The 20,718-nt window shown below is 64.9% G+C and carries 21 protein-coding genes; 7 read left to right on the top strand and 14 right to left on the bottom strand.

Going from position 1 to position 20,718, the window contains the following annotated elements; genetic code table 11:
• Positions 1-23 precede the first annotated feature (23 nt).
• The 3 genes from QVN30_RS09795 to QVN30_RS09785 all read right to left on the bottom strand — a co-directional run bounded on the left by QVN30_RS09795 (position 24) and on the right by QVN30_RS09785 (position 2,908).
• The gene (locus QVN30_RS09795) at positions 24-449 is read right to left on the bottom strand and encodes a GyrI-like domain-containing protein (RefSeq protein WP_289836226.1); all 426 of its coding nucleotides are present in this window, start codon (positions 447-449) and stop codon (positions 24-26) included.
• A gap of 180 nt (positions 450-629) precedes the next feature.
• Entirely contained in the window at positions 630-2,387 is a 1,758-nt protein-coding gene (locus tag QVN30_RS09790; RefSeq protein WP_289836225.1) for a PH domain-containing protein, read from the bottom strand.
• A gap of 2 nt (positions 2,388-2,389) precedes the next feature.
• Entirely contained in the window at positions 2,390-2,908 is a 519-nt protein-coding gene (locus QVN30_RS09785) for a PH domain-containing protein (protein WP_204538783.1), read from the bottom strand.
• 174 nt (positions 2,909-3,082) lie between these two features.
• Between QVN30_RS09785 and QVN30_RS09780 the strand changes: the two genes are divergently transcribed.
• A complete protein-coding gene (locus QVN30_RS09780) occupies positions 3,083-3,832 on the top strand; it encodes a helix-turn-helix domain-containing protein (protein WP_204588262.1) in 750 nt (249 codons plus the stop codon).
• Positions 3,833-3,986: 154 nt separating this feature from the next.
• Here QVN30_RS09780 and QVN30_RS09775 read toward each other — a convergent pair whose 3' ends face one another.
• The 4 genes from QVN30_RS09775 to QVN30_RS09760 form a co-directional block, all read right to left on the bottom strand.
• On the bottom strand, positions 3,987-4,208 hold the full coding sequence (locus QVN30_RS09775; protein WP_204588261.1) for a DUF6440 family protein: 222 nt from the start codon (positions 4,206-4,208) through the stop codon (positions 3,987-3,989).
• A gap of 90 nt (positions 4,209-4,298) precedes the next feature.
• Positions 4,299-4,898, bottom strand: a complete 600-nt coding sequence (locus QVN30_RS09770; protein ID WP_289836224.1) for a helix-turn-helix transcriptional regulator — start codon at positions 4,896-4,898, stop codon at positions 4,299-4,301.
• A 176-nt stretch (positions 4,899-5,074) separates the two neighbouring features.
• Entirely contained in the window at positions 5,075-5,272 is a 198-nt protein-coding gene (locus tag QVN30_RS09765) for an ATP-grasp domain-containing protein (protein ID WP_204588603.1), read from the bottom strand.
• A 611-nt stretch (positions 5,273-5,883) separates the two neighbouring features.
• Positions 5,884-7,176: an ATP-binding protein gene (locus QVN30_RS09760; protein WP_289836223.1), complete on the bottom strand. Its 1,293-nt coding sequence runs from the start codon at positions 7,174-7,176 to the stop codon at positions 5,884-5,886.
• A gap of 416 nt (positions 7,177-7,592) precedes the next feature.
• Between QVN30_RS09760 and QVN30_RS09755 the strand changes: the two genes are divergently transcribed.
• Entirely contained in the window at positions 7,593-9,278 is a 1,686-nt protein-coding gene (locus tag QVN30_RS09755; RefSeq protein WP_289836222.1) for a DUF927 domain-containing protein, read from the top strand.
• 268 nt (positions 9,279-9,546) lie between these two features.
• Positions 9,547-9,960, top strand: coding sequence for a hypothetical protein (locus tag QVN30_RS09750; RefSeq protein WP_204588760.1), 414 nt, complete (start codon positions 9,547-9,549; stop codon positions 9,958-9,960).
• Positions 9,961-9,964: 4 nt separating this feature from the next.
• Here the strand turns inward: QVN30_RS09750 and QVN30_RS09745 are convergent, their stop codons facing one another.
• Positions 9,965-10,300, bottom strand: coding sequence for a winged helix-turn-helix transcriptional regulator (locus tag QVN30_RS09745; RefSeq protein WP_087355877.1), 336 nt, complete (start codon positions 10,298-10,300; stop codon positions 9,965-9,967).
• Positions 10,301-10,455: 155 nt separating this feature from the next.
• Between QVN30_RS09745 and QVN30_RS09740 the strand changes: the two genes are divergently transcribed.
• Together QVN30_RS09740 and QVN30_RS09735 are read left to right on the top strand one after the other, a co-directional pair.
• Positions 10,456-11,016, top strand: coding sequence for a flavin reductase family protein (locus QVN30_RS09740; protein WP_117680434.1), 561 nt, complete (start codon positions 10,456-10,458; stop codon positions 11,014-11,016).
• Positions 11,017-11,134: 118 nt separating this feature from the next.
• Entirely contained in the window at positions 11,135-12,148 is a 1,014-nt protein-coding gene (locus QVN30_RS09735; protein WP_289836221.1) for an IS3 family transposase, read from the top strand.
• A gap of 133 nt (positions 12,149-12,281) precedes the next feature.
• On the opposite strand, the gene hemH is transcribed toward QVN30_RS09735, so the two are convergent.
• The 5 genes from hemH to guaA form a co-directional block, all read right to left on the bottom strand.
• A complete protein-coding gene (gene hemH, locus QVN30_RS09730) occupies positions 12,282-13,271 on the bottom strand; it encodes a ferrochelatase (protein WP_289836220.1) in 990 nt (329 codons plus the stop codon).
• 139 nt (positions 13,272-13,410) lie between these two features.
• The gene (locus QVN30_RS09725) at positions 13,411-14,697 is read right to left on the bottom strand and encodes an ISL3 family transposase (RefSeq protein ID WP_289836219.1); all 1,287 of its coding nucleotides are present in this window, start codon (positions 14,695-14,697) and stop codon (positions 13,411-13,413) included.
• A gap of 87 nt (positions 14,698-14,784) precedes the next feature.
• Positions 14,785-15,132, bottom strand: a complete 348-nt coding sequence (locus QVN30_RS09720; protein ID WP_289836218.1) for a hypothetical protein — start codon at positions 15,130-15,132, stop codon at positions 14,785-14,787.
• 312 nt (positions 15,133-15,444) lie between these two features.
• A complete protein-coding gene (locus QVN30_RS09715) occupies positions 15,445-16,746 on the bottom strand; it encodes an ATP-binding protein (protein WP_289836217.1) in 1,302 nt (433 codons plus the stop codon).
• A gap of 100 nt (positions 16,747-16,846) precedes the next feature.
• Positions 16,847-18,445 (bottom strand): glutamine-hydrolyzing GMP synthase, encoded by a 1,599-nt coding sequence (guaA, locus tag QVN30_RS09710; protein ID WP_066830382.1) that lies wholly within the window; start codon positions 18,443-18,445, stop codon positions 16,847-16,849.
• Between the two features lie 354 nt (positions 18,446-18,799).
• Here guaA and QVN30_RS09705 point away from each other — a divergent pair, with 354 nt between their 5' ends.
• Both QVN30_RS09705 and QVN30_RS09700 read left to right on the top strand, forming a co-directional pair.
• The gene (locus tag QVN30_RS09705) at positions 18,800-19,849 is read left to right on the top strand and encodes an asparaginase (protein WP_204538698.1); all 1,050 of its coding nucleotides are present in this window, start codon (positions 18,800-18,802) and stop codon (positions 19,847-19,849) included.
• Between the two features lie 178 nt (positions 19,850-20,027).
• Positions 20,028-20,288 (top strand): hypothetical protein, encoded by a 261-nt coding sequence (locus QVN30_RS09700; RefSeq protein ID WP_289836216.1) that lies wholly within the window; start codon positions 20,028-20,030, stop codon positions 20,286-20,288.
• Positions 20,289-20,299: 11 nt separating this feature from the next.
• On the opposite strand, the gene QVN30_RS09695 is transcribed toward QVN30_RS09700, so the two are convergent.
• On the bottom strand, positions 20,300-20,698 hold the full coding sequence (locus QVN30_RS09695; RefSeq protein ID WP_239455903.1) for a DUF1648 domain-containing protein: 399 nt from the start codon (positions 20,696-20,698) through the stop codon (positions 20,300-20,302).
• Between the last annotated feature and the right edge of the window lie 20 nt (positions 20,699-20,718).

Genomic DNA, 20,718 nt, shown 5'->3' with positions numbered 1-20,718 from the left:
ACGGCCCGTTCCAAAAAGCGCCGTCACTTCCGGCGCACGGGCATCCAGATCTCGCTGTAGGCCGTGTTGTCCTCGCGCACGTCGCAGAACGAGAACATGCGGAAGCCGTCGAGCTCGTAGGGCGCCTCCGCGAGCCACTCACCGTAGACGCGCGCCGTCGTCTGCTGCATATCCTGGGGATAGGGGCCGTCGCTGGAAAAGACCGCCCAGGTGAGCGCGGGAACCTCAACGAGATCGAGCCCTTCCGCCGCCTCGGTCGACGTCGTCGCCACGCCGATCAGATGCGTGAGCTCCCCCGACTCCTCTTGGAAGTCTGTGTCGGAGTTCCACGACGCATTGATCACGCGGCGCGGCTCCATATCCATCAAGCGATGCATCTCCGCCCGTTGCCCGGGCGTGATGCTGCGAGCAAGCTCGGCGATGGCCGCGTTCTCCCCCTCGAACCGCATGGGGCACGCGCGCGACCACCCCCGCCAGACGAAAGGCCGGCATATCGACGATGCGGTAATCCATATGAACTCCTCGGTACCTCGCAAGTTGACGCTTTTGGGGACAGTCCCTTCTGGACCACGATGGCACAAATGTGCCATCGTGGTCCAGAAGGGACTGTCCCCAAAAGCGTCAACCCGTCACGGATGCGGCCGGACCCAGGCGAGAAGCGACTCGACGTCCGCCGCGGCGAAATCGCGCAGGGCCACATCGCCTGCCGCAGCGGTCTTCGTGGTGAACGTCTCAAGCTGCAGGCGGCGCTGGAAGGGGGACACCGAGGCGGTCGCGTGCTGGAGCCGGGATCGCGGCACCACCTGGGTTCGACGCTTGATGCCGCCCACGATGGCGACGAGCCGCGTCCGGTCATGCCCGACACGGCTGTCTCGGTAGCGCAGCACGGCTCCGACCGCCATCCTCACGACGACCACGGCGCCGACGGCGCAGAGCAGCACGCGAAGCACCGTGCCGAGCACATCCCACGCCCCTCCGGCGGGCAGCATGCGCTCCGCGCAGCACGGCGCGCCGGCGATCACGGCCGCAAGCAGCAGCGCCCTCACGACCGTGCGAAACGCCAGCCTCCGCGCAGCCGCGGGCGGAAGGCGCACCATATGCGATGTGGCAAGCGCCCCGGCGCATTCGGGGGCGATGGCCTCGAGAAACGCGTCGATTTCGGAAACGCGGATGAACGGATGCAGCACCACCCCGTCGGAAGACGACGTCTCGTCCGCCGACCCGATGCTCCCCACCACGGAGGCGCGGACCTCCGCGTACCCCATGACCTGGCGTATCAGCCCCTGATTGATGCTGATGGACTGGATGCGCTCGAGCGCCACCATATGCGACGTGCGGTTGAGCAGCCCGCGCTCGACCGAGATGCGTCCGCCCGTGCGCTCCGCGCGGTATCCGGCAAAGCCGATCAGGCTGAAGACGAACGAGACCGCAAAGCCGACCACGACCGAAAGCACCAGCAAGAGCACCGCGCTTCCGACAAGCACGCCCACAGGGAGCGCCGCGACGCTTCCCGCCGCCTCCGAAAGGTTGACGAGCCGGCTTTCCTGCAAGAAGTTGATCCCCTGCACGATGAGGATGAGAAACGCCACGGCCTGCGCGACGATGCGCGTCTCCGTGAGCGCCGCGACCACCAGCTGACCCCGCGTGAGCGTAAAGCATGCGTCCGGGACGCTGTCGTAGGCAGCCGGCGCGAAAACGTCCCCGGCGGCCTCCCCCGTCGCCCCCGGGGCGCCTGCTTCGGAATCGCCCGCGGGCCTTTCGGAAAGCACCACGGCCTTGCGCCGGAACAGCTCGTTTCGCAGCGCCTGGGCAAGGCCTGCCTGCAGGCCCGTGATACGCGTCGCCTCGCCCTCGCTATCCGCGGCGCCCGTGTCCAAATCGAGCGTCATGAGGCCGAACAGGCGCTCCATCAGGCTCGACGACATGTTCACCGTGTGGATATGCTCGTAGGGGACCTGCAGCTGCTTGGCGGTGACGAGCCCGTGGCGCAGCATGATGCCCGCGTCGGTCAGCTCCCAGGTGCGCGTGCGCCAGGAAACGACCGACCCCACCACGCTTCCCGCGATGAGGAGCGCGGCGATGGCAAAGATCCCGGGCAGGTTTTCAGGCGTCGAGCCGCCGAGAACCTGGACGATCGCGATGAGGGAGACGCCCAGGGCGGCGCCGATGCCGCTCACCGCACCCGACACGAGCGAGAGCGCGCTTCCACGGTGCACGCCGGCCAGTTGGGGGTCTGCGCCCTCGAACAGGGAGCGCTCGGGGTTTGCCAGCTGCTCGATCTCCTGCTCGAAGCCCGCGCCGGCACTACCGTCCGCAAACGGCGCCATGGGGGCAGGCGGCGCCGGCGCCCCTTCGACCTGGCGGGGCGCCCTGTCCTTTTCGCCCATGGCTACACATCCTCCTTGGCGAGACGGGCGAGCTCGGCGACGCGATCGCGCAGCATGTTGGCATCATCTTCGGCAAGGCCGGGAATCTCGAAGCTCTCGCCCGCCGTGGAGATGCGCACGGCGGCCAGGCCGCTCGCCTTGAGAAACGGTCCCTGCTTGGTCTCGACGTGCTGCACGCGCACGAGCGGGACGATGGCGCGCTTCTTGACGAACACGCCGTGATAGAGGTCGACTTCGGTGGGCGTGACCTCGTAGCGCCAGGTCGCGTACTCAACGCGCGGGCTGATCGCCATGTCGCACAGCTCGATGACCAGAAGGACGGCGGCGATGGCGACCGGGATGAGGACGGGCCCGCCGAGCCGCTGGACGATCAGCGTGGCGACAGCCCCCACCACGACGGTCCCGGCGATGAGCGCGAGCGAACTGGCATACCAAACCCGCAGCATGCGCGGATCGAGGCGATGAGAGGGAAGCCCCATGGAAAACTCCTCCTGACATGCGGTCGACATGTTGATCAGCATGATAGCACCCCCCCCCCGAACGCATTTCAATCGGAAGACGGGTACGTCGACTGGAGCCGCACTCGACAAGAGTCGGCGCAAACTGGAGCGACAATCGCTACCCCGCGTCCGCGGCGCATCCGATAATGATTTCGAGCTCAAACGTGCGCGCACCGTCCACAGAAGGAGAAAGCCATGTTGAACATAGCAAAGACCATTCGAGAAAAACGACGGGCGCACGGCTACACCCAAGAGCGCCTCGCCCAAGCGCTGGGGCTCACCCCGGCGGCGGTCTCCAAATGGGAGACCGGCCAGACGCTTCCGGACGTGACGATGCTCGGTCCCCTTGCGGCGATGCTCGGCATCACGACGGACGAGCTGCTGGGATTCGATCCCGATGTGAGCGAGGAGCACGCCGAGGAGCTGGTCGAATCCGCCCGGGACGCGCTGGCCCGGCGCGACATCTCAGGGGCCATCGAGCGGTGCGAGCGCGCGCTGCGGCTCCATCCCGCAAGCATCACGCTCGCCTTCGCCGTGGCGTCCGCACTCATGGAGATCGCACAGGGAGCCTGCGCCGCGGACGACCCTGCACGGTCCCCGGCGCAGGAAGGCGCCGCGAAGACCGCGCTCGCGCGCAGCATCGAGCTGTTTGAACGCTGCCTGCAAGAGGGTTCCCTCGAGCAACGCGAAGCCGCCGCCTTCGTTCTTGCCGGACAGTACGTTCTGGTCGGCAGGCACGACGAGGCGCTCGAGGCGGCCCGCTCCATCCGGGCACCCCAAGCCGACCCGCGCATCATGGAGGCAACGGCGCTCGCGGCATCCGGCGAGCTCGAACGGGCGGAAGAGCTCGCGCAACGCACGCTTGAGGAGAAGGAGGCCGACGCCTCCGCCCTGAGGGACATCCTCTGCGGCATCCGCCGTGCGACGGCCGCGACGCCGGGATAATGTGTAGAACACCCGCTAACGGGTAACGCCTCGAAGCTCGATCGACGAGGCCGAGGCCGCGCCCCGTTTGCATCGGCGAGACCCGCATTCCGCGATGCCGGTGAGACGTTTCCCCTCGCCGACATCGCGGGCTCCTGAAGCACCTGGAGGGCCGCTACTCCCGATCGAGCAGCTGGCCCATCGTGACGGGATCGTTCCCGTCCAGCGGCGTGACCAACGGCTTGCCGTCGGCATCGACCAGCACGGTGATGCCGCTGCCTCCCGTCATATTGGATGACATCAGCAGGTAGTTCACCCCGGTCTGCGTATCGACGATGATCTTGCGGACGTTGGTCACTCCCTGGGAGTAGACCTCGACAAAGCGGTCGTGTGCCATAGCCGTTCCTTTCTGAGTGATCGGTTGCTTGCTATCGTTCAAACATGTTTGATTGATACCGGTGTTGGTCGGCGGCGAGATCGAGCGGGGCTAGCCCTCCACCAGCCTCAAGATGATGCCGGCGGCTCCCCATCCGCAGCAAAGGCCGACGATGACGGCAAGGACGGTCTGCACGACTCGTCGCGCGACCCAATGCCTGCCGGCGCGCTGGTTATAGCGGCAGCCCACCTCGGGATCCTCGCCCGCCAGGTACGCCTCGACCGACTGGTAGGCGTACAGCTGGTTGTCGTGCCGCATCTTGTCGATGAAAAACGCCGCGATCATCGCGGGGATGAAGAGCGCTGCCGCAGGCACCGCGATGGCCGCAATGTTCAGGTCCAGGACGATGCCCACGATGACCCACGTCAAGCAGGCAAGACCGCATGCCGCCGCGACGGCGCCAAGGCGCCTCATCTTCTTTGCCCCCGTTGCCAGCGCATCGCGTATCTCACGCGAGTCCTCCTTGACGAGAGCGTCGATGCTGACGCCGAACAGGCCGCTCAGGATGATCAGGCTCTGCACATCGGGATAGGTGCGGTCGGTCTCCCAGTTGGATATGGTCTGACGCGACACGAACACCTTCTTGGCGAGCTCGCTCTGGGACATCCCGAGCCGCTCGCGGTGTTCTTTGATGCGCCTTGCGAGCTCCACGCGTCCTCCCTTTGGCCCACGGTCTATCAGGTCGCGAACAAGGTACCATCGAAACGCTTTTACAGCGACGGTTTTGGACGAATTCAGCTTGCAAAAAGTTTTTGTCAGGTGCTTTGAGCTGGGGATTTGTTCATGGGCGCTATACCCATGAGCAATCATGTCGCGCGTACCGCATCTCATCCGTCCAAGCGATCCGGGCATCGAGCCATCGTCTCGTAGAACCTTGACGGATCGTCCGACTCGGCAAGCCCGGAAACCTGCCCGTCACCCACCTCTATGATAGTCCAGCCGCCATCCTCGAGCTCGGCTCTGAAATTGTCGGCGGGGGCTTCCGGCAAGCAATAGTTCCCCGGGAACAGGACGGTCGCTTCCATGGTTTTCTCCTTGGTGATAGCGATGCCTTCCCTCGGTAGTATAAGGTGGGCTTCGCCACGCTCTGCAAACCAGGCGCAATCATCAGGGACACGACCTTCAATCAATACCTCGAGGCGCGTGGGAGGTCTTGCGGCGCCGCACCGCTTCTCTTTCTGCCTCAACCACGCCAACAGGCAGGACAGATCTCCCGCAGCCTCCCTAATAGACGAAGCGACGCCCCTTTACCGCTCGTTGCGGCAGGGAGCGTCGTTTATTTCGGATGCTGCCGGGCGTTGGGGCACACCTTACAGCACCACAATCTTGTACATGACGGCGACCAGCATCTCGGACTGCCCCTGTGCGGCGTCCACGAGCGGCAGCAGGCACTCCTCCGCAGCAGCGGCCTATACATGAAACGGCCTCCCTTCCGAGAGGCCGTTTTCTTGCGTTATAGCGGTATGGTCAAATGTAGGAGTTGTATTCCTCAATCTCACTCCCGCTCAGTAATCAAATCGTGCATCTCCATAGCCTCTCGTCTACATGATGCGCCGTCGCCCACCTTTGACTGAATTCGGCCGGGCCCCGACACTCATCTGAACTCAAAAATGAACTCAACGTGGCACGCCCCAACCTAAATTCCGGCGAGGCTGTTCTCGTCGAGCAGGAAGTCGAACACGCTCATCGTAACCACTCCCCGCTCATCGCGCAGAGGCTTCACCACGTCACGCACAAGCACGACCTTCTTGAAGCTGTCATTGATGCCGAGCAGGGAGGCCTTCTCCTGGGCGGCCTTCTCGGGAGTCCTCATCTCCAGAGCCGATTGGATGTAGACGCGGTCGGAGCCCCTGTTGGCGACGAAGTCGACCTCGAGCTGCCTGCGAACGTCCCTGCCCTCCTCGCGAACGCGCTTCTCTACCACGCCAACATCTACCGCATATCCGCGTGCCCTGAGCTCGTTGTAGACCACGTTCTCCATGATGTGGCTCTCCTCGACCTGCCGAAAGCCGAGGCGCGCGTTTCGGAGCCCCACATCCTCGAAGTAGTACTTCAGGGGGCTGCCGATGTAGCCCCTCCCCTTCACGTCGTAGCGCCGCGCCTCCTCGATGACGAAGGCGTCCTCGAGGTAGCCTATATAGCTGGAAATCGTGTTCGAAGAGATCTTGGAGTGGAGCACGCTTCGGAACGTGTTCTCGAGCTTACTCGGGTTCGTGAGCGTCCCGATACCGGAGGCGAGCACGTTTACGAGGTCATCGAGCTCTCTCAGCTTCCTGATCTCATGCCTGTCCACAACGTCCTTCAGATACGTCTCCTCGAAAAGCCGCTCGAGGTAGCGCGCCTTCTGCTCGTCCGTGCGCATCGAAAGCGTGAGCGGCATGCCACCGTATACCGTGTACTCGGCCCATCCCTGGTAGCGGTCGCCATCGAAGCCCTGCGTGAACTCGGAGAAGGACAGTGGTCGTACGCGAACCTCGTCCCCGCGCCCCCGAAACTCCGTCATCACGTCATGCGAGAGGAGCTTCGAGTTGCTCCCCGTCACGTACACGTCGACGTTGCGCATGCGCAGAAGCCCGTTGAGCACACCGTAGAGCCGGGGCGGGACGTCCGGGTTCTTGAGCTCCTCGCGTGAGATGGCGTACTGGACCTCGTCGAGAAAGACGTAGTATTGTTCGTGCCCGCTCGCGATCTTTGAGCGCAGATGAGCGGACAGCGCGGCGGGGTCGCGGAGGGCTGCGTTCTCCTCGACGTCAAGCGCGACCTCGATGATGTGCTCGTCGTCGACGCCCTCAGAACGCAGATAGTCGCCGAAGAGGTTGAAGAGCAGGTACGTCTTCCCGCAGCGACGGATGCCCGTGACCACCTTGACCATGCCGTTGTGCATGCGGTCGATAAGCCTGTTGAGGTATCGGTCCCGCTTGATCTCCATGAGTACCCCGCTTTGATTCCCGATTGACTTCTATTGAGCAATTTTGCCGCATGCGGCATTTTTTCTCAATAGCAGAGGGTGTGGCTCTAAAGGCATCAGCGAAAACAATCGAATCAAGAATGCCGAGAAAAACCTTCCTTGCCTTGCATCATTGGAACCATCGAGCAGCGTATATTGTTTGAGCAAGTTGTCTTTTTCAGATTTCTGCACCGCCCCATATCCCGTCGTGGCCGGATTAGCGCTTTCTCCAAAGCAAAGAGAAGCTTCGAGGCAGACGACTGCTTTCTGACGGTCGCCAGTCCCTATTCATCCCATAGAGGAATAGCTTTGGAAAAACCTTTAAAGTCAAAGTTAGGCAGAACAGCAGACCGAACGCGCGAACAGAATCATAGCCCAAAGGTGATGGTGCGGGGCGAGTGCGGGAGAGCGAAGCCTATCTGTCCACGCCGGGCGATACAGGCACCGTGACGGCGACGGCGCCCTGGATCGCGTGCGACCTGGTGGACGTGGACACGGGCGACGTCCGCGCGCTAGTGCGCGTTGCCGTGGCGGGCGGCGTGCGCAAGCGGGCGCTCGACCGCGACGTGCTGCTGAACCAGACGCGCATCATCGGCGCGCTGGCTCCGCTCGGCGCGAACGTGTCGAGCACCAACGCCAAGGACATCGTGCGCTACCTGACCGACTGCGAGCGCCGGTGCGCGGGCTCGCGCCCCCGCGCGCGCAGCGTGGTGCACCTGGGCTGGGCAGAAGGGCCGCTCTCCGCCTTCATGCCCTACGACGCGGGCGGCGGGGTGCGCTTCGACCCCTCGCGCGGCGAGGCGGTGAAGGCGCGGCCGTTCATGGAGCCCGCGGGGGCGCTCCCGGACTGGGTGGCGGGCATGGCGCCCGCGCGGGCGGCGTCGCCCGCGTTCCGGTGCGTGATGGCGGCGAGCTTCGCCTCCCCGCTGGTTGCGCTCCTCGGCGTGCAGACCTTCATCGTGTACCTGTGGGGCAGAAGCCGCTCCGGCAAGACGCCGACCCTCAAGGCGGCGGGCAGCGTCTGGGGCGACCCGACCGAGGGCTCGGACTCCTACTTCCGCACCTTCGCGGACACGCCGAAGAGCATCGTGCGCGCGGCGGCGCTCTTCCACGACATCCCCGTGATCATCGACGAGCTGCAGAGCAAGGGGGCGCCGGGCGGGCAGGCATCCAAGCGCCAGATCGTGGAGGACCTGCTCTACTCGCTCTCGCTCGGGCACGAGCGCGGGGCGCTGAACAGCGACCGGACGATGATGCGGGCGGGCTCCTGGCGCAGCCTCGCGATAGCCACGGGCGAGATCCCCATCGTGGGCGGATCGACCCAGCAGGGCGCGGCGAACCGAACGCTCGAGCTCAACGCCGAGCCCTTCTCCGACGTGCGGGCGGCGCAGGAGATGCACCACCTGGTCTCCGCGCAGCACGGCACGGCGGGACGCGCCTTCGTGGAGGCGCTGCGGCGAAACCCCGCCGAGTTCTACGCCCGGCAGTTCGCGCAGGTGCGCGACGCGGTGGGCTCCATCGCCTGCGGGCACCCGCAGGCGGACAACATCGCGCTTTTGGCGTTCGCCGATGCGCTGGCGGAGTTCTACGTGTTCCCACCGGGCTCGGATTGGCAAGGCTGCCTGGACGGGGCGCTTGCCATGACGGTGTGGGCGCTCGGCAACGCGACGGGGGCCGAGGGCGGCGACACCAACCTCAAGGCCATACAGTTCGTGGCCGAGTGGCTCGTTGGCAACCGCATCCACTTCGACGACTACTGCGAGAACGACCGCCTGGAGCGCTGGGGCGCGGTCGAGGACAAGGCCTGCGCGACGGGCTACCTCTGGTACGTGTTCTCGAGCGTGCTCGACCGGGCGCTCGCGGGCGCGAACTACGACCGGGCGAAGACCCTTCGCCGCATGGAGGAGGAGGGGCTGCTCGTCTGCGACTCGGGGCACCGCTACACCAAGCAGAAGCGGTTCCGCAACGCGGGGCGCGTCTACTGCGTCTGCATCGACAACGAGGCGCTGGAGGCGTTCCTGGAGCGGGCGGCCACGGGCGCCAGCGCGGCCGTCATCGCGTCTCAAGGCGGCGAGCCATGTTGAGACGGGGCTTGAGACGACCGTATCGGCTGGTGAGGACGAGAGTTCTCGGCTCTCGTCTCAATGTCTTTACGGGAACGAGGGGAAGGCCGGCGTCGCGCGCGGGCGCACGCGCGCGCACGGGCGCGGGGACCTTCGGTCGGAATCCGCTTGAGACGTTGAGACGACGCGCGTTCGCGCTGGCAGGAGGACTGTTCACCGTCTCAAGTGAGCGCGGCGGGCGCGATGTCGCGCGGGCTGCAAACATGAGACGCGGCGGGAGGGGGCGCGGATGAGCTGGTGGACGGAGGAGCAGGACGACGTCCTGCGCGAGGTGAGCTTCCGGGGGGCCGCCTACGCCGCCGCCGAGATCGAGCGGCGCTGCGGAGTGCGCCACTCGGTGCGGGCCGTGGAGATGCGAGCGAGCCGGATCCACTGCTCGCTCGCCGTCCAAACGGTGTGCCCCTCGTGCGGGGCTGTGGGCGTGAAGATCAACCGGCAGACGGGGATGTGCCCGCTGTGCACCGAGCGCTACCACCTGGAGCAGGAGCGCGCCTTCAACGAGCAGCTGGAGCGAGAGCGGGCGGCGTGCGAGGAGTCCGCCGAGCTCGCCGACGTTAGGCGCGAGCGGGACAAGATGCGGCAGCGGAACTCGCGGCTGTGCAGGAAGTATGGGCTCAAGGGGAGGCGGGAGCGGAAGTGCTGACGCCTCAATCGCCTGGCCGGTTCCTCTCGCCCCAGACGCACAGGAGGTCGAGGACCTCCATGAGCGACGCGCCTCGCTCCGTGAGCGAGTACTCGACGCGCGGCGGGATTTGCGGGTACTCCCTGCGCGCGACGAGCCCGTCGGCCTCGAGCTCCTTGAGGCTCCGCGAGAGCGTGCGGTCGGATACCCCGCCGAGGTAGCGGCGCATCTCGTTGAAGCGGACGGGCTGGTACTCCATGAGGCAGTAAAGGATTGACATCTTGTGCTTGCCCCGGATGAGCGAGAGCGTGTAGCTGTACCCCGTGCCCTCGAACGACGCGCCCTCTATGCCCCGCCCCATGTCGCACCCCCTCCGTGAAGCTCCCGTCGCATGCGCTTTACCAAATGATAGCACCTGACATTAATGCCGGTACTTAACAGAATGAGGACGCTGGGAGATACTCGAGGCAGGATGGCGCGGCCTGGTGCGGCCGCTCGAGCAGAGGAGGAGAGGTCATGAAAAAGAATCTCGGCGTGGCAGGCGAGCTGTTTCCCCAGTCGGTCTTCATCGTCGCGAGCTACGGGGAGGACGGGACGCCAAACGCCATGAACGTCGCGTGGGGCGGCGAGTGCACCCGCACGCAGGTGGCGATCAACATCGGCGACCACAAGACGACCGACAACATCCTGGCGCGCGGGGCGTTCACGGTTGCGCCCGCCGACGCGGCGCACGTCGCCGAGGCGGACTACTTCGGTATCGCCACCGGGCGCAGGGTCAACAAGGCCGAGGGGTCGGGGCTCACCTTCACGCGTTCCGAGTTCGTCGACGCGCCGGTCATCGAGGAGTTCCCCCTCACTATGGAGTGTCGCGTGGTTTCCGTCGAGGACTGGGCCGGCGAGAAGCGCTTCGTCGGGGAGATCGTCAACACCCGCGTCGACGAGGCGGTGCTCGACGGAGAGGGGCGCGTCGACTTCTCTCAGATGCGCCCGATCGTGTACGACTCGACGCGTCGCGTCTACCGGGTCGTCGGGGAGGAGGTCGGCGGCGCCTGGAGCGCGGGGAAGGCCTTGATGTAGGCTCCACCCAGCAGCGGGCGGAGGGCTTGTCCGGGCGCCCGGAGGGGCGCCCCTCTTTGTGACGCGCCACGAGAATCCACCGTGAGGGAATCTATCGACCTTTCACGGGGGTGATTGCATGGCGAGGCGGGCGAAGCTGACGCAGGGAGGTCGAGCGGCTCAGGCGCGAGAACGAGGTGCTTTTAAAAGCGAGCGCCTTCTTCGCCGGCAGGCAGCTGTAGACGCCCAGGCGGAGAGGGCGAAGTTCGCTTTCATATTGCTCAACGAAGGAGCCTGGAGCGTGTCCGAGATGTGCCGCGCGCTCCATGTCACCCGCCAGGGCTACTACGCGTGGAGGAAGAGGCGGCCGAGCGCGCACGACGAGAGGGACGCCGAGCTCGCCGGGAAGATCTCGGAGATATACGCCGCCAGCCGCGGCATCTACGGGGCGCCGAAGGTCCCCGCCGAGCTCAAGAAGGCCGGCGAGTCCACGTCGCGCAAGCGCGTGGCGCGCATCATGCGCGAGAACGGCTGGGTCGGGACGACGCGCGGCTGCGCCAAGCGGCCGAAGGGCGAGGCGAAGGCGGCCGCGCCGCAGGCCAACTCCGCCCCCGACCTGGTGCGCCGCGAGTTCTCGGCCGATGGCCCGAACAGGGCCCGGTTCGCGGACATCACCTACGTCCGCACGCACCAGGGCCGGCTCTACCTGGCCGCGGTGACGGGCATATGGTCCAGGATGATCGTCGGCTGGTCGATGTCGGACCGGATGACGGCGGGGCTCGCCGACGACGCCCTCAGGATGGCGATAGCCCGCCGGCACCCGAAGGAGGGTCGCATCCACCACTCGGATCACGGCTCGCAGTACGTCTCGCTGCTGCTGGGCAAGACGATGCGCGAGGCCGGCATCGAGCCCTCGATGGGGTCGATATCCTCGCCGTGGGACAACGCCGCGATGGAGTCGCTCATGGGCCTCATCAAGGCGGGGTGCGTGCACGCGAGGACCTTCGAGACGCGCGAGCAGGCGGCGCTCGAGATCTTCGAGTACATAGAGTGCTTCTACAACAGGGTCAGGATCCACTCGGCTCTGGGCAATCTCAGCCCCGCGGAGTTCGAGGCGAGGAATATGGAGGGCGCCGTCAAGATGGCGGCGTAAGGGTGTAAACGGAATCGGGGTAGATTCACTCTCGGTCGGGTCTACCACCGTTGTCACCGGCGGTGCCCGGCACGTCGAGCAACAACCTGTTGCATGGCCCGCGCCTGCCGCGCCGCGCCAGCCAACTCCCTGGCTACCGCAGCGCCCGCTTGATCTCGTCGAGCAGCAGGTCGATATGGTCATCCCGGTGATTGAGCGCCGGGATGTAGGTAACGTCAGGATTCCCGCCGCGCGCACGGCAGCGCTGCTCAAAGCGCCCCTTGGCAACAGACGCGATGTCGTACAGCGATTCGAGGCAGTCGGACGCGAAACCCGGCGTCACGAGGGCGATTCGGTCCACGCCCTCGTCTGCCCAGGTATCCAGAATCGTGCTGGGATGCGGTGTCGCCCACGAGCGCGAATCCTCGAAACGCGAGTGGTACGCGACGGCCCAGTCGTCGGCGGAAAGCCCCAGGAGATCGGCTACCTGACCCATCGAATCCCGAACCTCATCGAGGTAGGTATCGCCCGCCTCGACGTCGTTCAGAGGCACCGAGTGAAACGAGAACAGGACCTTGCTTCCCGGGCGCCATTCCCACCGCTCCGCAATCGACCGGGCGAGCGCGCCCCAATAGAGCGGGTTGTCCGCATAGCCCTCGAGGACCCCCACCGCCTCGGAGGGGGCGACAACGCTCAGAAACCGCTCCTTGCAGGTGCCCACCGTGCAGGTTGCCGTCTGCGGAAAGAGCGGGAACCCGAGAAGCCGCGTGCACCCCTGGCGCCTCAACGAAGCTGCGGCATCTTCGATGGAAGGCGATCCGTAGCGCATGCCGACCTCGGAAACAAAGGGCAGCCCCTCCCGAGACATGCGTTCGTTGAGCTCGTCGCGCTGCTTGAGCGACTCGACAAGCAGGGGTGCGCCCTCAGGCGTCCACACCTGCCGATACCGAGGGGCGGTTTTCTTCGGACGGTTGCGCGCCACGATTCCATGGAGGATGGGGAGCCATATCGCATGGGGAACGCGGACGATATTCCTATCGGAGAGAAACTCGATGAGGTAGGAACGGATGTCCTCGGGATCCGGCGATGCGGGAGATCCCGTGTTGATCAGGATGACCCCGGTTTTTTCATGCAAGCAGTCCATGGAGCCGACTATAGCAAAACGTCTTCCGATTGTGAGCCGCAAGGAGCGTGCAGTTTGGCGCGAAGACACCCTTGCCCATCCTTCACGATGAGACCTGTCAGCAGAAAAACGAGGCTTCGTGAGTTCGTGTGGGTAGGGGTCACGCTCCCGGCCTGCCCGGCAGCGCCGGCCTGAGGTCCGAGCACCTGAGCATGACGAGCGCTATCAGGTTGTCGATGTTCCTGAACCCGTATCCCCGCCTGACCGCCACCTTGATCTTGTTGCTCACCGCCTCGACGCGGGCGTTGGAGACCCCGGGCCCGACCGGCCTCAGGACGCCCTCCCGCTTGCGCCCGACCTTCCTCGAGAGCTCCACGAACTGGGGGATCCTGCAGCGGCGCGCCCATGAGAGCCACCGGCCGAGCAGGCCGGCGGCGTCGGCGGGCCGCGCCCTGAAGACCGCGCGCAGCCCCTCCTTGAGCAGGTAGCCGCGCCGCAGCGCCGCCCCCGAGCGCCTGAGCCCCCCGAGCGCCGGGGCCTGCCCCTCGCTGAGGTCCTCGGGGTTCTTGAGCAGCGGGAACCTGAGGCCCCTGACCCCCTTGGCGGGGCCCGCGGGGGCCTCCCCGCCCTTGCGCGGCCTGCCCCGCCCCCGCTTGGGGCGCGGGGCCCTGCGGGCCTCCCGCCACGCCTCGCGCCGGAGGTCGTCGAGCGCGTCGGCCGCCCGGGAGACCGCGTGGAACGGGTCCACAGCCAGCTCGGCGCCGGGCGGCCGCTCCGCGACGACGTCGGCGATCCAGCGCGCCCCGTCGGCGGCGACGACCTCGATGGAGCCCCTCTGCACGTCGGCGGGCTGGTCGAGGAAGTCGTTCAGCTGCCGCCTGCCGTGCCCCTCGCGGGCCCACACGACGCGCCCGCGGTCGTGGTCGACGACCACGGTCATGTACCGGCGCCCCCTCTTGCAGCTGGTCTCGTCGACGCCGATGCGCCTCAGGCCGTCGAGCCTGGCGCGGCCGTCGCGGGCCTCCAGGTCGGCCTCGACGCGGGCGCATATCCCGCCCACGGTGCGCCAGTCGACGCGCATCAGCTCGGCCAGCGCGCTCCCGCACATGTGGAGCGCCAGCCACGCCACGGTGTCCTCGAACGCGCTGGTGAACCCGCTCGCGGCGCCGCGGGCCCACGGGACCGCCTCCGCCCTGACCCCGTGCTCCGGGCACTCGGCCCTCCTCGGCGCGTGCTCGGCGTAGCAGCGCGCGGAGCCCAGGTCCGGGGCCCTCCACCGCCGGGCGGGGAGCGTGCCATAGCCGTCGCACCTCCTGCCGCAGACCGGGCACCGCGGCGCCCGCTTGCGCGGCCTGGCCGACACGATTATGGATTCCCCCTCGATTCGGACGCCCTCGACGACGGCGCCCCCGAGGCCGAGGGGCTTTTTTAGTACACTCTCCAGCATGCGGCGGCGCACCTTTCGCCCGTTGCCCTCTCTTGGTCGAAAAGCAAACGATACGCGTAGTGCGCCGCCGCTGCTAGGCCCCCGTTTTCATCGGGCCGTCAGCCCACACAAACCCCCGAAGAGCCCTAAAGAATCCCAGAATTCTGCAACGAATTTGTATGCGGAATCGTCGTAACCTTCACCGAGAAACGTGCGTATGGCCTCGTCTTTTCCAATATCAATAAGGGCTCGATGGGCTAGCAGCTCCTCTAGAAGATAGGTGTTTTTGAACTTTGCGCCCAGATCAATGCACGAAGAAATCATGGAAGCCTGCGTTGTAGCCTGTTCAATTAATTCAGCCACCTTCTTTCTATTTGCCAGGCCTTTGATTTGCGTCCTGCCCCGATCAATTGACCGGGAAAGTAGTTCCGCTCCAATGGAATCCAGCAAGTTCACGCACACCCCTATTGAGAAGAATGGGAAATAGGTCTACGCATAGTTATAGAATTCATCGTTCAGTTTCCGGGAGTACCCCCTATCAACACGGGGCACAAGCAGAGGCGTTTAGGATAATTAAGGTGTCGATAAAAACCTGCTCCTAAATTTACAATTTGGCGTTGGCAAGGCTTTTGTGAAAATATAATATGGCCCCTTCCCCGAATTCTTCTTTCTGTTTGCGCCCCCTGTTTTCCCACACACCATGCTTGAAATATGAAGACACCGTCTATCGTCCTCACTCTTCACCAGTTCGCTCGCTTGACCCCGCGCCTATCCCCACAGCCCCGCATTCGACATCGCGTACAGCGGGACGTTTCTCATCCAGTCCTGTTTGCGGTAGCCGGAAAGGCTGAAACGCACGGACCTTATCTCCGGATGCGCCCCCTTGAACGCCCGGAGACTCTTTGCCCGCAGGTTCTCCTCCGCCTTCACCTCGATTGCATAGACGCTGTTCGACCTCTGCACCAAGAAGTCGATCTCTCCCGAGGAGTTCTCGGCCGACCAGTAGTACGGCGTGAGCCCGCAGTCGGAGACGAGCTGCTGGCAGACGTACTGCTCGGTGAGCGAGCCCTTGAACTCCTCGAAGATATCGCTGCCCCCGACGACCGTCTCCTTGTCCAGGCCAGCCATCGCGCCCAGCAGGCCGACGTCCACCAGGAAGAGCTTGAACGCCGTGTCATCGGCATAGGGGGCCAGGGGAATACCAGGTTTCGAGATCCTGCGGACGAGGGTCGTGATACCAGCTTGGGTGAGCCACGTGATGCCAGCCTGGTAGTTCCGCGCCCGCGCCCCCTGTGCGATATGGCTGAACACGAACTTCTTGTTCTCCCTCCCAAGATGGGACGGGATTGACCGCCATGCGGCGAGCGCGTACTCGGTCTCGGTCCTACTCAGGTGCTTCGAGATGTCGCGCTCGTAACCGCGCAGGATCTCAAGCTGCACTTCACGCGCATCCTCCAAGAGACCTCGCTCAAGGAAGGCGCTTACCTCCTCCGGCATCCCCCCGACGTAGTAGTACTGGCGAAGGAGCGGAACGAACTTGCTTGAGAAGCCGTTGATGAGGCTCGTGTCTCCCGAGTCGATGAGGTCGCAGAGCGGCCGATTCCCCGTTGCGACAAGAAACTCCCGAAAGCTCAGGGGATGGAGATCAAGTGTATTCACCTTCCCAACGGGGTACCCGCTCCCCTCGTGCACGGTGATGCCCAGAAGCGAGCCGGCCGCGGCAACCGCGTACCCGGGCGCGTCCTCGCAGAAGTACTTGAGGGAGGTGAGCGCCTTTGGGCACGCCTGGACCTCGTCGAGGACGATGAGGGTGCCTCCCTCAGACACGACCTCCCCTGTCTCGAACTGGATGGCCGAGACGATGCGCGGGATGTCGTAGCCCAGCTCGAACTGCTCGCGCATCCTGGGGTTGTCGTCGAGGTTCACGTACGCGACGTTCTCGAACTGCGTCCTGCCGAACTCCTTGAGCAGCCACGTCTTTCCAACCTGGCGCGCGCCGTTGAGGATGAGCGGCTTTCGGCGGGGCCTGTTTTTCCAGGCGATGAGCTCATTCATGAGGAACCGGTCCATGCTTTCCTCCTCACAAACAGGTTACGGCCTTATTTTCGCATTAGTTGGCGAAAATAAGGCCGTAAAAAAGCCGAGTTTGGAGATAATCAGGCGGAACCTGCTACTCCCACTCGATCGTCGCGGGGGGCTTCGACGTGATGTCGTACGCCACGCGGTTCACGCCGGGAACCTCGGCCACGATGCGGCTCGAGATCTTGCCGAGCACCTCGTAGGGCAGCTTCGCCCAGTCCGCGGTCATGGCGTCGCTCGACTCGACGGCGCGGATGATGACCGGGCGCTGGTAGGTGCGCTCATCGCCCATGACGCCCACGCTCTTGATGTCGGGCAGGACCGCGAAGTACTGCCAGCAGCTGTGCTCGGAGTTGCGCTCGCCGGTCGCCTCGAACAGGCGCGCGTTGTAGGCGTCCAGCTCCTCGCGCACGATGGCGTCGGCGTTCTTCAGGATCTCGAGCTTCTCGGGGCTCACCGCGCCGATGATGCGGATGGCCAGACCGGGGCCCGGGAACGGCTGGCGGTACACGATGTGCTCGGGCAGGCCGAGCGCCAGACCCAGCTCGCGCACCTCGTCCTTAAAGAAGTGGTCGAGCGGCTCGATGAGGTCGAAGTGCACGCCCTCGGGGAACGGGATCAGGTTGTGGTGGCTCTTGATGGTCGAGGCCTTGCCGCCGGTCTTGCGCGCGCCGGACTCGATGATGTCGGGGTAGATGGTGCCCTGGGCCAGGTACTTCACGCCGTCGAGCTGCTGGGCCACGGCGAAGAACTCCTTCCAGAACTGCGTGCCGATGATGCGGCGCTTCTCCTCCGGCTCGGTCACGCCGTCGAGCAGCGCGGCATAGCGGTCCTCAGCGTGCACGTGGATGAAGTCCACGTCGAACTGCTTGGTGAACACCTCTTCGACCTGCTCGGGCTCGCCCTTGCGCAGAAGGCCGTGGTTGATGAACACGCAGGTCATCTGGCGGCCGATGGCACGCGCGCCGAGCGCGGCCACGACCGACGAGTCCACGCCGCCGGACAGCGCCAGGATCACGCGGTCGTCGCCGACCTTCTCGCGGATCTCGCGGCTCATGGTCTCGACGAGGTTGTCCATGGTCCACGTCGGCTCGATGCCGCAGATGTTGAACAGGAAGTTCGACAGGATCTGCTGGCCGTACTCGGTGTGGCGCACCTCGGGATGGAACTGGGTGGAATACAGCTTGCGCTCCGGGCACTCCATGGAGGCGACGGGGCACACATCGGTGGAGGAGGTGACCACGAAGCCCTCGGGGGCGCGGCTCACGGAATCGCGATGGCTCATCCAGACCGTCTGCTCGATCGGCGTCGCGTTGAACAGCGCGCTCTCGCGGTCGCGCTCGATCGTGGCGGGGCCGTACTCGCCGATATCGGAATGGGAGACCTCGCCGCCGAGCACCGCGGCCATGGTCTGATGGCCGTAGCAGAAACCGAGCACCGGCAGACCGAGATTCAGGACCTCGGGGTCGATAGTGGGCGCGTCCTCGGCGTAAACGGATGCAGGGCCGCCGGACAGGATCAGCGCCGCCGGATTCATGGCGCGGACCTCGTCGGCCGTGATGTCGCACGGAACGATCTCGGAGTACACGTGCAGGTCGCGCACGCGGCGGGCGATAAGCTGGCCGTACTGCGCACCGAAGTCGAATACGAGGACCTTGCTCCCCGTCTGATTGGAAGAAGCCTGTGCCATAGAACTCCCCTTCTGCATGTTTCGCAAGACGACGCCTCGCCGTCCCCTCTCACAAACGTCATCATGATACACGCTCGCGACCAGCACATATGACAAAACAGGCCATCTGAAGGAGAACTGCGCAACATCGAAATCCGGCGCAGCGGCAGATCGGACCGAAAGCGGCCGGAAATGCCCATTCTGCTGTATCTAGCACCCTTCTTATCAGGCTGACCGAGCGCCAATCGAACGAAAAGGCCGCTGTGGCACCGCTTGGAAGCGCCAGCAATCTTTGGCCCGAAGCGGGCGACGGTGAGAAAATGGGTCACAATACTGTCGACGAAACCATCCCGAGCTTGCCACGAGGAAGCGCCCATGAAGAACATCTTGCTCATCGCAACAGGCGGCACCATCGCATCTGCCGAAGACGGCAACGGCCTTTCGCCCTCGCTGACCGGCGAGCAACTCGCCGAGGCGGTGCCGGAGATCGCCTCGCTCGCGCATATCGGCATCCTCCAGCTCATGAACATCGACAGCACCAACATGCGCCCGCGCGACTGGCTGCGCATCAGCTCCGCCATCGTCGATGCCTACGACGCATACGACGGATTCGTCGTGCTGCACGGCACCGACACCATGGCATATACCGCAGCCGCGCTGTCCTACCTCATCCAGGACAGCCCCAAGCCGATCGTGCTCACCGGCTCGCAGAAGCCCATGTGCGACTCGTTCACCGACGCCAAGCTCAACCTGTACCAAAGCCTGCTGTATGCGACCGATGAGCGCAGCCGCGATGTCGTCATCGTGTTCAACGGGGCGGTCATCGCCGGCACGCGCGGCCGCAAGCAGCGGACCATGAGCTTCAACGCCTTCAAGAGCGTCAACTACCCCTCGATCGCCTACGTGCGCAACGACCGCATCATCCGCAGTGGAGACGCCCTCGCTCGCGCGCAGGGCCTCGCCGCGAGCAATCTGGCGCCCACGACCACGCCGCGCTTCTTCACCACGCTCGACGAACGCGTCTTCGTGCTCAAGCTCACCCCGGGCATCGACCCGTCCATCTTCGGGCTGCTCGAATCCAACTACGACGCGGTCATCCTCGAGACCTTCGGCATCGGCGGCATCCCCGAGTACGAAGGCGCGACATCGGGCTCCCCTTCGTTCAGGCAGGCCATCTTCGACTGGGTCGATTCGGGGCGCACGGCGGTCGTGACCACGCAGGTCCCCGAGGAGGGGCTCGATCTTGGGGTCTACGAGGTCGGTCGTGCCTACGCCGACCATCCCGGCATCCTCAAGGGCGACGACATGACCACCGAGGCGCTCGTCGCCAAGACGATGTGGGCGCGCGGCCAGTCCTCCGACCCCGACGAGATCAAGAGGCTCTTCTATCGTCCGGTGAACTTCGACCGCCTGCCGCCGCTATAAAAAAGCGCGCCGAGAAGGCTCGTCGCACCCCGTGCGGAATGCGTGCATCTCGCTAGGAAGCGCCGATCGGCTGCCCGCGGGCTCAGTGTTTCCGGCATCCACAGAAAACTGCATAATAGTGTTGAAAAATACATAGAATTGCATAGGCCCGCCCACTTCGCAAGGAGGCGATTTGGGCATGGTCGAGTTTGTCACTGTTTTTGAGGCACCTTTGCTCAGCCGCCGGGTACCCTTCGATATTTCCGCAGGATTCAACTGGGCAAATATCGACACTTGCGGCGCCTGTGGAAAAACGGCATCGAAAAACAGTGACAAACTCGCATGCACGTTTTTGCACGGCCCGACGAAGGACCGGTCGAAGACGATCCACTCCCGCGGGATCCTGCCACAGGGCCCCGCATCCGCCCGGCACGAGGCCGACCGGTGCGGAATGAATTGACCAGTGTTCCCCTAGAACACCAAGGGGTTCGTCCCCGACAAGGTGACGTAGAGCAGGTAGAAATTTGCCACGTTGATGACCGCGGTCGTGATCACGCCGCTGCGCAGGAAGCGCTCGGCCGTGCTCACCGCCATGATCATGGAATCCTTGGCGTGCTCGGCAGCCTTGCGCATCGTCTGCACGTAGATGCCGAACCCGAACGCGATGGCCATCACCGGCGGAATCAGCATCTCGTAGCGGCTGCCCCAGCGAATCACCTCGCCCGCGGAATCCCAGCGCATGGGCACCTGATCGGGCAGGCCGGGAATGACCGCGAGCGCGATCACGGTCGGTACGAGCGCCAAGATGATCGTGGCGACACCCAGGTATCCGGCCTTCTTGCCGTACTTGAACATAGAGAACTTGGACATGAGGACTCCTCGCGAAAACG

It is taken from the genome of Collinsella ihumii (genome assembly GCF_030385545.1).
Taxonomy (GTDB): Bacteria; Actinomycetota; Coriobacteriia; order Coriobacteriales; family Coriobacteriaceae; genus Collinsella; species Collinsella ihumii.
The sequence above is the reverse complement of the archived record's forward strand: the minus strand, read 5'-3'. Positions and strand labels throughout refer to the sequence as shown.